The 12,480-nt window shown below is 70.9% G+C and carries 15 protein-coding genes; 5 read left to right on the forward strand and 10 right to left on the reverse strand.

What is annotated here, in order from left to right; all coding sequences use genetic code 11:
• Positions 1-15 precede the first annotated feature (15 nt).
• Together Q5694_RS28555 and Q5694_RS28560 are read right to left on the reverse strand one after the other, a co-directional pair.
• Entirely contained in the window at positions 16-564 is a 549-nt protein-coding gene (locus Q5694_RS28555) for a TetR/AcrR family transcriptional regulator (protein WP_333936300.1), read from the reverse strand.
• Positions 564-884, reverse strand: a complete 321-nt coding sequence (locus tag Q5694_RS28560) for a DMT family transporter (RefSeq protein ID WP_333936301.1) — start codon at positions 882-884, stop codon at positions 564-566. Before Q5694_RS28560 ends, Q5694_RS28555 begins: the two co-directional genes overlap by 1 nt.
• A gap of 199 nt (positions 885-1,083) precedes the next feature.
• On the opposite strand from Q5694_RS28560, the gene Q5694_RS28565 reads away from it, so the two are divergent.
• Positions 1,084-1,917 (forward strand): AbfB domain-containing protein, encoded by an 834-nt coding sequence (locus Q5694_RS28565; RefSeq protein ID WP_333936302.1) that lies wholly within the window; start codon positions 1,084-1,086, stop codon positions 1,915-1,917.
• A 65-nt stretch (positions 1,918-1,982) separates the two neighbouring features.
• Here the strand turns inward: Q5694_RS28565 and Q5694_RS28570 are convergent, their stop codons facing one another.
• The 8 genes from Q5694_RS28570 to Q5694_RS28605 are packed head-to-tail and all read right to left on the reverse strand — an operon-like array spanning position 1,983 to position 8,576.
• On the reverse strand, positions 1,983-2,315 hold the full coding sequence (locus tag Q5694_RS28570) for a metal-sulfur cluster assembly factor (protein ID WP_028809645.1): 333 nt from the start codon (positions 2,313-2,315) through the stop codon (positions 1,983-1,985).
• Positions 2,312-2,782, reverse strand: coding sequence for a Fe-S cluster assembly sulfur transfer protein SufU (gene sufU / locus Q5694_RS28575; protein WP_333936304.1), 471 nt, complete (start codon positions 2,780-2,782; stop codon positions 2,312-2,314). Before sufU ends, Q5694_RS28570 begins: the two co-directional genes overlap by 4 nt.
• Before the next feature lie 18 nt (positions 2,783-2,800).
• The gene (locus Q5694_RS28580; RefSeq protein ID WP_333936306.1) at positions 2,801-4,057 is read right to left on the reverse strand and encodes a cysteine desulfurase; all 1,257 of its coding nucleotides are present in this window, start codon (positions 4,055-4,057) and stop codon (positions 2,801-2,803) included.
• Complete coding sequence (sufC, locus tag Q5694_RS28585) at positions 4,054-4,818, reverse strand: Fe-S cluster assembly ATPase SufC (RefSeq protein ID WP_333936307.1); 765 nt, start codon at positions 4,816-4,818, stop codon at positions 4,054-4,056. The genes Q5694_RS28580 and sufC overlap by 4 nt, the downstream gene beginning before the upstream one ends.
• Positions 4,819-4,825: 7 nt before the next feature.
• Positions 4,826-5,143, reverse strand: coding sequence for a non-heme iron oxygenase ferredoxin subunit (locus Q5694_RS28590; protein ID WP_309095074.1), 318 nt, complete (start codon positions 5,141-5,143; stop codon positions 4,826-4,828).
• Positions 5,140-6,360: a Fe-S cluster assembly protein SufD gene (gene sufD, locus Q5694_RS28595; RefSeq protein ID WP_333936308.1), complete on the reverse strand. Its 1,221-nt coding sequence runs from the start codon at positions 6,358-6,360 to the stop codon at positions 5,140-5,142. Before sufD ends, Q5694_RS28590 begins: the two co-directional genes overlap by 4 nt.
• Before the next feature lie 54 nt (positions 6,361-6,414).
• Positions 6,415-7,836 carry a Fe-S cluster assembly protein SufB gene (sufB, locus tag Q5694_RS28600; RefSeq protein ID WP_333936309.1) on the reverse strand — a complete coding sequence of 474 codons (1,422 nt, stop codon included), beginning with the start codon at positions 7,834-7,836 and terminating at the stop codon, positions 6,415-6,417.
• Positions 7,833-8,576, reverse strand: coding sequence for a helix-turn-helix transcriptional regulator (locus Q5694_RS28605; RefSeq protein WP_333936310.1), 744 nt, complete (start codon positions 8,574-8,576; stop codon positions 7,833-7,835). The genes sufB and Q5694_RS28605 overlap by 4 nt, the downstream gene beginning before the upstream one ends.
• A 161-nt stretch (positions 8,577-8,737) precedes the next feature.
• Between Q5694_RS28605 and Q5694_RS28610 the strand changes: the two genes are divergently transcribed.
• The 4 genes from Q5694_RS28610 to Q5694_RS28625 all read left to right on the forward strand — a co-directional run bounded on the left by Q5694_RS28610 (position 8,738) and on the right by Q5694_RS28625 (position 12,402).
• Positions 8,738-9,586, forward strand: a complete 849-nt coding sequence (locus Q5694_RS28610) for an aminoglycoside N(3)-acetyltransferase (protein ID WP_333936311.1) — start codon at positions 8,738-8,740, stop codon at positions 9,584-9,586.
• Between the two features lie 30 nt (positions 9,587-9,616).
• Positions 9,617-10,540 (forward strand): ABC transporter ATP-binding protein, encoded by a 924-nt coding sequence (locus Q5694_RS28615; RefSeq protein WP_333936312.1) that lies wholly within the window; start codon positions 9,617-9,619, stop codon positions 10,538-10,540.
• On the forward strand, positions 10,537-11,307 hold the full coding sequence (locus Q5694_RS28620) for an ABC transporter permease (protein WP_333936314.1): 771 nt from the start codon (positions 10,537-10,539) through the stop codon (positions 11,305-11,307). Before Q5694_RS28615 ends, Q5694_RS28620 begins: the two co-directional genes overlap by 4 nt.
• Positions 11,308-11,394: 87 nt before the next feature.
• Positions 11,395-12,402 carry a COX15/CtaA family protein gene (locus Q5694_RS28625; protein ID WP_333936315.1) on the forward strand — a complete coding sequence of 336 codons (1,008 nt, stop codon included), beginning with the start codon at positions 11,395-11,397 and terminating at the stop codon, positions 12,400-12,402.
• Positions 12,403-12,480: the final 78 nt, after the last annotated feature.

The raw sequence follows: 12,480 nt of genomic DNA on the forward strand, positions 1-12,480 counted from the left end.
GCCGCCGCGTCGTCGTCAGCCGGACGCCCCGCCCAGCACCCGTGCGAGCACCTCCCGCGCGTAGGCCTCGTCGTAGGGGGCCCCGGTGAGCAGGACCTGGAGGCAGATCCCGTCGACGACGGCCACCAGGGCCCGCGCGGTCACCGGATCCGTACGGCGGGACAGCTGCCCGGCGACGCCCTCGGCCCACTCGGCGGCGACGGGCCGCAGGGCGGGCCGGCGCAGGGCGGCCAGGTACAGCTCGTACTCCAGCTCCACCCCGGTGCGGTCCCCGGCGAGCCACTGACCGATCCATCCGGCGAGTGCGGCGGCCAGATCGACGCGGGCGTCGTCCAGGTCACCGCACGAGGCGATCACCTCGGCGAAGCCCTCGTTGGTCTGCCGCAGGGCGGCGACCAGCAGCTCGTCGAGGGTCTTGAAGTGGTACGTCGTGGAACCGAGCGGCACGTCGGCCTCGGCCGCGGCGGCGCGGTGGCTCAGTCCGGCGATGCCCTTGGCGCCGACGACCCGGATCGCGGCCTCGATGATCCGCTGCCGGCGCTCGGGGTCGTGGCGCCGGGGCATCAGTGCGCACCCCCCAGGTTCAGCACGACGACCCCGACGATGATCAGCGCGATCCCGGCCGCCTTGGCGACGGTCATCCCCTCACCGAGGAAAACGATGCCGATCGTGGCGATGGCGGCGGTGCCGACCCCGGCCCAGATCGCGTAGGCCGTGCCGACGGAGACCGTCTTCAGCGTCTGCGCGAGCAGCGCGAAGGAGACCAGGTACCCGAGGAGTGTGAGCAGCGAGGGCCCGATCTTGCTGAACCCGTCGCTGTACTTCATGGCGGTGGTCGCGACCACTTCGGCGGTGATGGCGCCGGCGAGCAGCAGATAACCCATATGTACGAGCGTACACAGCGTATGTACGGGCGTACACAACAGTCGTGCCGAGGCTCAGGACAACGGCTTGATATCTGCGGGAAATCGCTCTCTCCGAACGGGTCACAGCCGCCCCGCCGGTCCACTACGGTGTCAGCGATCACACCCGGGGCCGCCGGGACCGCAGGCCGCCGAGGGTGCTCCGCCGGAGGAACAGCGCATGCCAGACGAGAGATCCCGCCCGCCCCAGGACCGCCCCTGGGAGAGCGGCTGGGCCCCGGACACCACCCGGGCGCCCGGAACCCGGCGGCTCTGGCTGGCGGGTGCCCTGGCCCTGGCCACGATCACCGCGTGCGTCACGGCCGTCACCGTGACGGGGGACCGGTCCGACGAGCCGGCCCGCCGGGCGGCCGAGCCGACCACCCTCGGCCACTCGGCCCCGGGCGGCCTGATCTCCTTCGCGACCCCCTCGAAAGGCGCGAGCGCCTCCCCCGAAGGGCATCGCGGCCGTCCGTCCCCGACTCCGGCCACGAGCGCGCCCACCGGCTCCGCCCTCGCGCCGGAGCCGCAGCGGAAGGCCCCCGAGCCGCCGGAGTCCACCGGCTCCGCGAAGCCCTCGGAGCGGCCCGCCTCCCCCGGCACCTCCGTACGCTCGGTGAACTACCCCGACCGCTACTGGCGGGTCCGCGACGGCTCCGTGCGCCTGGAGCCGATCGGCCTCGGCGCGCACCAGCGCGAGGGGGCCTCCTTCCGGCGGGTGGCCGGCCTCGCCGACCCCTCCTGCTCCTCCTTCGCCACGGCGGACGGCCGCTACCTGCGCCACCGCAGCTTCATCCTGGTCGCCGACGCCGACGACGGCTCGTCCCTGTTCCGGAAGGACGCCACGTTCTGCTCCCGCCCGGCGGCCGCCTCGGGCGCGGTCATGCTGGAGTCGGTCAACCATCCCGGCCGTTTCCTGCGCCACCGCGACTTCCGGGTCCGCCTGGACCCGTACGAGCCCGGCGCCCTGTACCGCGCAGACTCGGCGTTCCGGCTGGTGGCCGGGCCGGGCTGAGCGGGCATGCGAAGAAGGGGCGGCACCCCGCAGGATGCCGCCCCTTCTCGTCGTGCCGGGGGATCTCAGACGTTGAACCCGAGCGCCCGCAGCTGCTCGCGGCCGTCATCGGTGATCTTGTCGGGGCCCCACGGGGGCATCCAGACCCAGTTGATGCGCAGTTCGCTCACGAGGCCGTCCGTGGCCGACTTGGCCTGGTCCTCGATGACGTCCGTCAGCGGGCAGGCCGCCGACGTCAGGGTCATGTCGAGCGTCGCGATGTTCGCGTCGTCGATGTGGATGCCGTAGATCAGGCCGAGGTTGACGACGTCGATGCCCAGTTCGGGGTCGACGACGTCGTACAGCGCCTCGCGGACCTCTTCCTCCGAGGCCGGCTTCATCTCAACGGTCTCGCTCATGCCGTCGTCTCCTTCTCGGCGTCGGCTCCGCCCAGCACCTGGGCCGTCGCGTCCTTCCAGGCCATCCAGCTCAGCAGGGCGCACTTGACCCGGGCCGGGTACTTGGACACCCCGGCGAACGCGACCGCGTCCTCCAGGACGTCCTCCATCGCGTCGTCGGGCTCGATCCGGCCCTTGGACTGCATCAGCTCCAGGAAGGTCTCCTGGATCTTCCGCGCGTCGGACAGTTCCTTGCCGACCAGCAGCTCGTTCAGCACGGACGCCGAGGCCTGGCTGATGGAGCAGCCCTGGCCCTCGTAGCTGACGTCCTCGATCGTCGTGCCGTCGTACTTCACGCGCAGCGTGATCTCGTCGCCGCACGTCGGATTGACGTGGTGCACCTCGGCGTCGCCATCCCGAAGACCACGCCCGTGCGGGTTCTTGTAGTGGTCCAGGATGACTTCCTGGTACATGGAGTCCAGCTTCACGGTCTCAGCTCACGCCCTTCAGCCGAAGAAGTTCCGAACGTGCTCCAGGCCGTCGACCAGCGCGTCGATCTCGGCCGGCGTGGAGTACAGATAGAACGACGCTCGCGTGGTCGCAGGAATTCCGTACCGCAGGCAGACCGGCCGTGCGCAGTGGTGTCCGACCCGGACCGCGATGCCCTGCTCGTCGAGGACCTGGCCCACGTCGTGCGGGTGGATGTCGCCGAGCGTGAAGGAGATCGCCGCGCCGCGCTCCTCGGCCGTGGTGGGGCCGATGATGCGCAGGTCGGGGACCTCCAGCAGCCGCTTGACCGCGTACTCGGTCAGGGCGTGCTCGTGGGCGAGGATCTTCTCCATGCCGATCGACTCGAGGTAGTCGATCGCCGCGCCCAGACCGACCGCCTGGGCGATCGGGGGCGTGCCCGCCTCGAACTTGTGGGGAGCCGGCGCGTAGGTCGAGGAGTGCATCGACACCGTCTCGATCATCTCGCCGCCGCCGAGGAACGGAGGGAGGTCCTCCAGCAGCTCCTGGCGGCCCCACAGGACGCCGATGCCGGTCGGGCCGCACATCTTGTGGCCGGTGAAGGCCACGAAGTCGGCCTGCAGGGCCTGCACGTCCAGCGGCATGTGCGGGGCCGCCTGGGAGGCGTCGACGCAGACCAGCGCGCCGACCTCCTGGGCGCGGCGCACGATCGCCTCGACCGGGTTCTGGGTGCCGAGGATGTTGGAGACCAGCACGAAGGAGACGATCTTCGTCTTCTCGGTGATGACCTCGTCGATGTTCGACAGGTCCAGGCGGCCGTCGTCGGTGAGGCCGAACCACTTCAGCTTCGCGCCCGTGCGCTGCGCGAGCAGCTGCCACGGGACGATGTTGGAGTGGTGCTCCATCTCCGTGATGACGATCTCGGTCTCGGAGTCCACGCGGTAGGGCTCGTCGGCCCAGCCCAGCATGTTCGCCACGAGGTTGAGCGACTCCGAGGCGTTCTTGGTGAAGATCACCTCGTCGCGCGAGGGCGCGTTGACGAACGCCGCGACCTTGTCGCGCGCGCCCTCGTACAGCGCCGTGGCCTCCTCGGCGAGCACATGCACACCGCGGTGGACGTTGGCGTTGTAGCGCTCGTAGTACTCACTGAGTGCGTCCAGCACCTGGCGCGGCTTCTGGCTGGTGGCCGCGTTGTCCAGGTACACGAGCTTCTGGCCGTCGTGGACCTGGCGGTCCAGGATGGGGAAGTCCTTGCGGATCGCCTCGGTGTCGAGGAGGCCCGGCAGCTGTGTCACGCGGATGCGCCACCCTTCGTGTATGCCTCGTAGCCCTCGTTCTCCAGCTTGTCGGCGAGCTCGGCTCCGCCGGACTCGACGATCCGGCCGCCGGAGAAGACGTGCACGTGGTCGGGCTTGATGTAGCGCAGGATGCGCGTGTAGTGGGTGATCAGCAGGGTGCCGACCTCGCCCGTCTCGCGGACGCGGTTCACGCCCTCGGACACGACGCGCAGGGCGTCGACGTCCAGACCGGAGTCGGTCTCGTCCAGGATCGCGACCTTCGGCCGGAGCAGCTCGAGCTGGAGGATCTCGTGGCGCTTCTTCTCACCGCCGGAGAAGCCCTCGTTGACGTTGCGCTCGGCGAAGGACGGGTCCATGTTGAGGCGCTCCATGGCCTCCCTGACCTCCTTCACCCAGGTGCGCAGCTTGGGGGCCTCGCCGCGGACGGCGGTGGCGGAGGTGCGCAGGAAGTTCGACACGGAGACACCCGGGACCTCGACCGGGTACTGCATGGCGAGGAACAGGCCGGCACGGGCCCGCTCGTCGACGGACATCTCCAGGACGTCCTCGCCGTCGAGGGTGACGGTGCCGCCGGTGATCGTGTACTTCGGGTGGCCCGCGAGGGAGTAGGCGAGGGTCGACTTGCCCGAGCCGTTGGGGCCCATGATGGCGTGCGTCTCGCCCTGCTTCACGGTGAGGTCGACACCCTTGAGGATTTCCTTCGTGCCGTTCTCGACCTCGACGGTGACGTGCAGGTCTCGGATTTCAAGCGTTGCCATGGGTGCCTCAGGACTCCTGGGTGAGGGAGACGAGCACGTCGTCCCCATCGATCTTTACGGGGTATACGGGGACGGGGCGCGTCGCCGGGAGGGCGTCGGGCTTGCCGGAACGCAGGTCGAAGCGCGAACCGTGCAGCCAGCACTCGATGTGGCAGTCGTCGACCTCGCCCTCCGACAGGGAGACGTTCGCGTGCGAGCAGATGTCGTGGATCGCGAACACCTCGCCCTCGGTCTGCACGATGGACACGGGCGTGCCGTCGAGCTCCACCCGCTTGGGGGTGTCCTCCTCCAGCTCGCCCAGTCCGCAGGCGCGTACGAAGGTCATGCGACCGCCGCCTCCAGCTCCTCCTCGATCTTGGCGATCAGGCGCTCCTCGATGTCGGGGACGCCGATCTGCTGGACCAGCTCGGCGAAGAACCCGCGGACCACCAGACGGCGGGCCTCGTACTCCGGGATGCCGCGCGCCATGAGGTAGAAGAGCTGCTCGTCGTCGAAGCGGCCGGTGGCCGAGGCGTGGCCGGCGCCGACGATCTCGCCGGTCTCGATCTCCAGGTTCGGTACGGAGTCCACGCGGGCCCCGTCCGTGAGGACCAGGTTGCGGTTCATCTCGTACGTGTCGGTGCCCTCGGCCTTGGCCTCGATGAGCACGTCGCCGATCCACACCGCGTGGGCGTCGTCGCCCTGGAGCGCCCCCTTGTAGACGACGTTCGACTTGCAGTGCGGGACGTTGTGGTCGACCAGGAGGCGGTGCTCCTGGTGCTGGCCCCGGTCGGTGAAGTACAGGCCGAACAGCTCGGCCTCGCCGCCGGGCCCGGCGTACTGCACGCGCGGGTGGAGCCGGACGACGTCGCCGCCGAAGGTGACGACGACCGACTTGAAGGAGGCGTCACGGCCGACGAGCGCGTTGTGCTGCGCGACGTGCACGGCCTTGTCGTCCCAGTCCTGCACGGAGACGACGGTGAGCTTGGCGCCGTCGCCCAGCAGGTAGTCGACGTTGGCCGCGAGCACGGCGTCACCGGTGTGGTCGATGACCACGACGGCCTCGGCGAAGGCCTTCAGCTCGATCACCTGGTGGCCGAAGGCGGTGCCGCCCTCGCCGTGCACCGCGATGCGGATCGGCTCGGTGAGGACGGTCTCCTTGGGAACGGTCACGACCGAGGCCTTCTCGAACGCCGAGTAGGCCTGGGCGGCGACGCGGTCCACCGGGGTGCCGGCCCTGCCGAGCCGCGCGTCGTCGCGGCCGACGGCCTCGACGGTGACGCCCTCGGGGGCCTGCACCTCGACCTTCACACCGTTGCCGGTGGCGACGGCGGTGCCGTCGTGCAGGCCGCGCAGACGCTCCAGCGGGGTGAACCGCCACTCCTCCTCGCGGCCGTGCGGGACGGGGAAGTCCGCGACGTCGAAGGAGGGGGGCGCGCTCATGCGGGTGGCGACGGTCGACTCCGCCGCGACCGCGATCGAGCCGGCGGTGGTCGAGCCCACCGGTGTAGGTCCCCCCGCCCGAGCGGAGTCGAGAGTGGGGGAGTTCTGGGCCTCAGCCATGGCTGTCGTAGTGCTCTCTTTCCTGAGTGGGACGTCTGCTGTCGAGGGGGCGGGTCAGCCGACCGCGCCCTCCATCTGCAGCTCGATCAGCCGGTTGAGCTCCAGCGCGTACTCCATGGGGAGTTCCTTGGCGATGGGCTCGACGAAGCCGCGCACGATCATCGCCATGGCCTCGTCCTCGCTCAGGCCGCGGCTCATCAGGTAGAAGAGCTGGTCCTCGGAGACCTTGGAGACGGTCGCCTCGTGGCCCATGGACACGTCGTCCTCGCGGACGTCCACGTAGGGGTAGGTGTCCGAGCGGGAGATGGTGTCCACCAGCAGGGCGTCGCAGAGCACGTTCGACTTGGAGCCGGGGGCGCCCTCGCCGATCTCGATGAGACCGCGGTAGGAGGTGCGGCCGCCGCCTCGCGCCACCGACTTGGAGACGATGTTGGAGGAGGTGTTCGGGGCCATGTGGACCATCTTGGCGCCCGCGTCCTGGTGCTGGCCCTCGCCCGCGAAGGCGATGGACAGGGTCTCGCCCTTGGCGTGCTCGCCCATGAGGTAGACGGCCGGGTACTTCATGGTCACCTTGGAGCCGATGTTGCCGTCGATCCACTCCATGGTCGCGCCCTCGTAGGCGACGGCGCGCTTGGTGACCAGGTTGTAGACGTTGTTCGACCAGTTCTGGATGGTCGTGTAGCGGCAGCGGGCGTTCTTCTTGACGATGATCTCGACGACCGCGGAGTGCAGCGAGTCCGACTTGTAGATCGGGGCGGTGCAGCCCTCGACGTAGTGCACGTAGGCACCCTCGTCGACGATGATCAGCGTCCGCTCGAACTGGCCCATGTTCTCCGTGTTGATGCGGAAGTAGGCCTGGAGCGGGATCTCCACGTGGACGCCCGGCGGCACGTAGATGAAGGAGCCGCCGGACCACACGGCGGTGTTCAGCGCGGCGAACTTGTTGTCACCGGCCGGGATGACCGTGCCGAAGTACTCCTTGAAGAGCTCCGGGTGCTCCTTCAGCGCGGTGTCGGTGTCGAGGAAGATGACGCCCTGCTCCTCCAGGTCCTCGCGGATCTGGTGGTAGACGACCTCCGACTCGTACTGCGCGGCGACACCGGCCACGAGGCGCTGCTTCTCCGCCTCGGGGATGCCGAGCTTGTCGTAGGTGTTCTTGATGTCCTCGGGCAGGTCCTCCCAGGACTCCGCCTGCTTCTCCGTGGAGCGCACGAAGTACTTGATGTTGTCGAAGTCGATGCCCGACAGGTCCGAGCCCCAGTTCGGCATGGGCTTCTTCTCGAACAGGCGCAGGCCCTTGAGGCGGAGCTTCGTCATCCACTCCGGCTCGCTCTTCTTGGCGGAGATGTCCCGGACGACGTCCTCGTTGATGCCGCGCTTGGCGGAGGCGCCGGCCGTGTCGGAGTCGGCCCAGCCGTACTCGTACTTGCCCAGGCCCTCCAGCTCAGGGTGGGCAGTCTCCGTGGGGAGAGTCATGCGGGGTTCCTCCCGGCCGTGCTTGCAGATGCGTTGTGGGAAATCTTGGGGATGAACGTCGTGCAGACGCCGTCGCCGTGGGCGATGGTGGCGAGCCGCTGGACGTGCGTACCGAGCAGCTCCGCGAAAAATTCCGTCTCCGCCTCGCACAGCTGCGGGAACTGCTCGGCGACGTGGGCGACCGGGCAGTGGTGCTGGCAGAGCTGCTCACCCTGTTGCGGGTGGGGCGCGCTGCGCGCCGTAGCAGCGTACCCGTCGGCACTCAGCGCCTTCGCCAGGGCTTCGGTGCGCTCCTCGGGGGACGCGGACTCGACCGCGGCGCGGTAGGCGCCGGCCTGCGCGGCGATGCGGGCGCGGGCGAAGGCGGCGATCGCCTCGCTGCCGCCCTCGCGGTCGGCGATCCAGCGCAGGGCGTCGGCCGCGAGCGTGTCGTAGGACTGGTCGAAGGCGTCCCGGCCGCAGTCCGTCAGGGCGAACACCTTGGCCGGGCGGCCGCGGGTGCGCGCGCCGTAGACCCTGCGCTCGCGCGCCTCGACCACGCCGTCGCCCGCGAGGGCGTCGAGGTGGCGGCGCACGGCCGCCTGGGTCAGGCCCAGGCGCTCGGCGAGCTCCGCGACGGTCGAGGGGCCGTGGTCCAGGATGGACCGCGCGACCCGGTTGCGGGTGGACCGCTCCCCGGTCGCGAGCTCCTCCTGCGGGGCCCCCGTGGGGGTCTCCCGAGCCTCGCCGACGTTTTTCACAACGCCATTGTTGCGTAATTCACCGGGGCCGGGCAAGCGGCGTGCGCGGCGCCCGACGGTGCCCTGCGTCACTTAGGCAAACCTAAGCCGACCTGCGGAAACGATCGCTGATCGATCAAAACGGTGGCATGGCGTGGCCCCTTCGGGGACACTCCACAACCATGCCGACACCCCCTCCGACCGGCCCTCTTGTCACCCGCGAGACACTCCGCACGGAACTGCGCGAACTGGGCGTGCGCCCCGGCGAGACCCTCCTGGTGCACTCCTCGCTCCGGGCCCTCGGCTGGGTCAACGGCGGCCCCGTCGCCGTGGTCCAGGCCCTCCTCGACGCGCTCGGCCCCGGGGGCACGCTGGTGGTCCCCACCCAGACCGGCGAGCTGTCCGACCCGGCGCTGTGGAGCAACCCGCCCGTGCCCCCGCAGTGGTGGCCGGCCATCCGCGCCACGATGCCCGCGTACGACCCCGCCGTCACGCCCTCGCGCGGAGTCGGCATCGTCCCGGAGACCGTGCGCACCTGGCCCGGGGCGCTGCGCAGCGCCCATCCGCAGACCTCGTTCGCCGCCCTCGGGGCGCGTGCGGCCGAGGTCGTCGAGGGGCACGACCCCGGCTGCCGGCTGGGCGAGCGCAGCCCACTGGCGACGCTGGAGGCGATGGGCGCGCGGGTGCTGCTGCTCGGGGCGGGCTACGCCTCCTGCACGAGCTTCCACCTCGCCGAGTACCGCATCCCGTCCCCGCGGGTGGCGGTGGGCAGGCCCGGTCCGGACGGCTGGGAGACCGTGATCGAGGTGTCGATCAGCTCCGACCGGTTCGACGAGCTGGGCTACGACTTCGAGCGCGACCGGCCCGTCGTGCGCGGCAGGGTCGGGGCCGCCGAGGTGCGGCTGTTCCCGGTGGCGGACGCGGTGGCGTACGCCGAGCGCTGGCTGGCCGTGCACCGGCCGCGCGAGGAGGAGATCCCGCCCGCCGCACCGCTGCCGGGCCCGCTCGCGCCGGGGGACCCCCGGCTCTGAGCCCACGCGCGCCTCCTAGACTCTGGACCCATGCGAAGTGAGCCCGTGGTCCAGGTCCAGGCCCTGGTGAAGCGGTACGGCACGAAGACCGCGGTGGACGGGCTCGACCTGGAGGCCCGGGAGGGCGTGACCGCCGTGCTCGGCCCCAACGGGGCGGGCAAGACCACCACGATCGAGACCTGTGAGGGGTACCGCACGCCGGACTCCGGCACGGTGCGCGTCCTGGGCCTCGACCCGGTGCGGCACTCCGCGGGCCTGCGGCCCCGCATCGGCGTGATGCTCCAGTCCGGCGGGGTCTACTCCGGCTCGCGCGCCGACGAGATGCTCCGCCACGTGGCGAAGCTGCACGCCCACCCCCTCGACGTGGACGCCCTCATCGAACGCCTCGGCCTCGGTTCCTGCGGGCGCACGTCCTACCGGCGGCTGTCGGGCGGCCAGCAGCAGCGGCTGGCGCTGGCGATGGCCGTGGTCGGCCGCCCGGAGCTGGTGTTCCTGGACGAGCCGACCGCCGGGCTCGACCCGCAGGCCCGCCGCGCCACCTGGGACCTGGTCCGGGACCTGCGCGCCGACGGCGTGTCGGTGATCCTCACCACCCACTACATGGACGAAGCCGAGCAGCTCGCCGACGACGTGGCGATCATCGACGCCGGCCGGGTCATAGCCCAGGGCTCGCCCGAGCAGCTGTGCCGCGGGGGCGCCGAGAACACCCTGCGCTTCACCGGCCGGCCCGGTCTCGACGTGGGCTCCCTGCTCAAGGCCCTGCCCGCCGACTGCTCCGCGGCCGAGCTGACTGCGGGCTCGTACCGGGTCGTGGGCAAGGTCGACCCCCAACTGCTCGCCACGGTCACCTCCTGGTGCGCCCAGCACGGGGTGATGCCGGAGCGGATCTCGGTGGAACGGCACACCCTGGAGGACGTCTTCCTGGAACTGACGGGCAAGGAGCTGCGTTCATGACCGCCACCGGCACCTACTCCCCCCGGCCCGGTGCGGCGCCCCTGCCCCGCATGATCGCCGCCCAGGCAGCGCTGGAGACGAAGATGCTCCTGCGCAACGGCGAGCAGCTGCTGCTCACCGTCGTCATCCCGACCCTGCTGCTGGTGCTGTTCAGCACCGTGGACATCGTCGACACGGGCTCGGGCGAGGCCGTCGACTTCCTCACCCCCGGCATCCTCGCGCTGGCGGTGATGTCGACCGCGTTCACCGGCCAGGCCATCGCGACCGGCTTCGAGCGGCGCTACGGGGTGCTGAAGCGGCTCGCCTCCTCACCCCTGCCGCGCTGGGGCCTGATGACGGCCAAGACGCTGTCGGTGCTGGTCACCGAGGTGTTGCAGGTGGTGCTGCTCACGGCGATCGCGATCGCGCTGGGCTGGTCGCCGCACGGCAACCCGTTCGCCGTGCTGCTGCTCCTCGTGCTCGGCACGGCGGCCTTCTCCGGCCTGGGGCTGCTCATGGCCGGCACGCTGAAGGCGGAGGCGACGCTCGCCGCGGCGAACCTGGTGTTCCTGCTGCTGCTCGTCGGCGGCGGGGTCGTCGTCCCGCTCGAGAAGTTCCCCGCGGGCGCCCAGGACGTCCTCGGCCTGCTGCCCGTCGCCGCGCTGTCCGACGGGTTGCGGGACGTGCTGCAGCACGGGGCCGCGATGCCCTGGGGCGACCTGGGGATCCTCGCGGCCTGGGCGGTGGCCGGGCTCGCCGCCGCCGGGCACTTCTTCCGCTGGGAGTGACACTCGCCACCGCCGGCCGCCATCGCCCCAGCCGGGGCGGGGGCCGGGCCCGACCCTCGTGAAAGCGTGCACAAGCCGCGTCCTACGATGGGACGCGTGCCGAACCTGACCCGTGCCGACGCCCTGGCGGCCCTGCGCAACCCGCTCGCCTTCATCGCCGCGCGCTGGACCCCGGACCCCCGGACCGTCCGGCGCGCCGCCCTGTCCGCACTCGTGATGTCGGTGCTCATCGTGGTCACCGGTGGCGCCGTGCGGCTGACCGGCTCGGGCCTGGGCTGCCCGACCTGGCCCAAGTGCACCGACGACTCGCTCACCTCGACCGCCGAGATGGGCGTCCACGGCGCCATCGAGTTCGGCAACCGCATGCTGACCTACGTGCTGTGCGCCGCCGTCGGCTGGGCCATCATCGCCGCGCGGGCGGCCGAGCCGTACCGGCGCGGGCTGACCCGGCTGGGCTGGGCGCAGTTCTGGATCGTGATGAGCAACGCGATCCTCGGCGGCATCGTGGTGCTGGTCGGCCTGAACCCGTACACGGTCGCGGCGCACTTCGTGGCGACCTCCGCGCTCATCGCGGTGGCGACGGTCATGTGGCACCGGGCCCGCGAGGGCGACGGTCAGCCGCGCCCGCTGGTCGGCAGCGCCGTGCGGCAGCTGGTCTGGTTCCTGGTCGCGGCGTCCGTGCTGCTGATCCTGGTCGGCACGGTGGTCACCGGCGCGGGCCCGCACGCGGGCGACTCCAGCGAGGTCGAGCGGATGCCGGTCGACTGGGAGACGGTCAGCAAGCTGCACGCCGTGCTGGCCTGGATCGTGGTGACGCTGACGTTCGCCCTGTGGTTCGTCCTCAAGGCGGTCGACGCGCCCAGGGGCCCGCTGCACCGCACCCGCGAGTTGTTCCTGATCCTGCTCGCGCAGGGCGCCATCGGTTACGTGCAGTACTTCACCGACCTGCCGGAGATCCTGGTCGGCCTGCACATGCTAGGTTCGGCCGTGATGTGGATCTGGGTCCTGCGGGTCGTGCTGTCGCTGCGCGAGCGGCCGCAGCCCGTGACCGGCGTGCCCGGACCCGCCGTCGAGCCGAAGCTGACCACGGCCTAGATGTATTGACCCGCAGGGTTGTTCACACGGCTGATCGGTGGCTGGCCGCCGAGTGCGGTGTGGCAGCGATGGTAGTTG

It is taken from the genome of Streptomyces sp. AHA2 (assembly GCF_036857595.1).
Classification (GTDB): domain Bacteria; phylum Actinomycetota; class Actinomycetes; order Streptomycetales; family Streptomycetaceae; genus Streptomyces.

Excerpts from the sequence above, each read along its gene's own strand:
- Q5694_RS28555 (WP_333936300.1), bottom strand. The coding sequence starts at position 564 with ATGCCCCGGCGCCACGACCCCGAGCGCCGGCAGCGGATCATCGAGGCC.
- Q5694_RS28560 (WP_333936301.1), bottom strand. The coding sequence starts at position 884 with ATGGGTTATCTGCTGCTCGCCGGCGCCATCACCGCCGAAGTGGTCGCG.
- Q5694_RS28565 (WP_333936302.1), top strand. The coding sequence starts at position 1,084 with ATGCCAGACGAGAGATCCCGCCCGCCCCAGGACCGCCCCTGGGAGAGC.
- Q5694_RS28570 (WP_028809645.1), bottom strand. The coding sequence starts at position 2,315 with ATGAGCGAGACCGTTGAGATGAAGCCGGCCTCGGAGGAAGAGGTCCGC.
- sufC (WP_333936307.1), bottom strand. The coding sequence starts at position 4,818 with ATGGCAACGCTTGAAATCCGAGACCTGCACGTCACCGTCGAGGTCGAG.
- Q5694_RS28590 (WP_309095074.1), bottom strand. The coding sequence starts at position 5,143 with ATGACCTTCGTACGCGCCTGCGGACTGGGCGAGCTGGAGGAGGACACC.
- sufD (WP_333936308.1), bottom strand. The coding sequence starts at position 6,360 with ATGGCTGAGGCCCAGAACTCCCCCACTCTCGACTCCGCTCGGGCGGGG.
- sufB (WP_333936309.1), bottom strand. The coding sequence starts at position 7,836 with ATGACTCTCCCCACGGAGACTGCCCACCCTGAGCTGGAGGGCCTGGGC.
- Q5694_RS28610 (WP_333936311.1), top strand. The coding sequence starts at position 8,738 with ATGCCGACACCCCCTCCGACCGGCCCTCTTGTCACCCGCGAGACACTC.
- Q5694_RS28615 (WP_333936312.1), top strand. The coding sequence starts at position 9,617 with ATGCGAAGTGAGCCCGTGGTCCAGGTCCAGGCCCTGGTGAAGCGGTAC.
- Q5694_RS28620 (WP_333936314.1), top strand. The coding sequence starts at position 10,537 with ATGACCGCCACCGGCACCTACTCCCCCCGGCCCGGTGCGGCGCCCCTG.
- Q5694_RS28625 (WP_333936315.1), top strand. The coding sequence starts at position 11,395 with ATGGGACGCGTGCCGAACCTGACCCGTGCCGACGCCCTGGCGGCCCTG.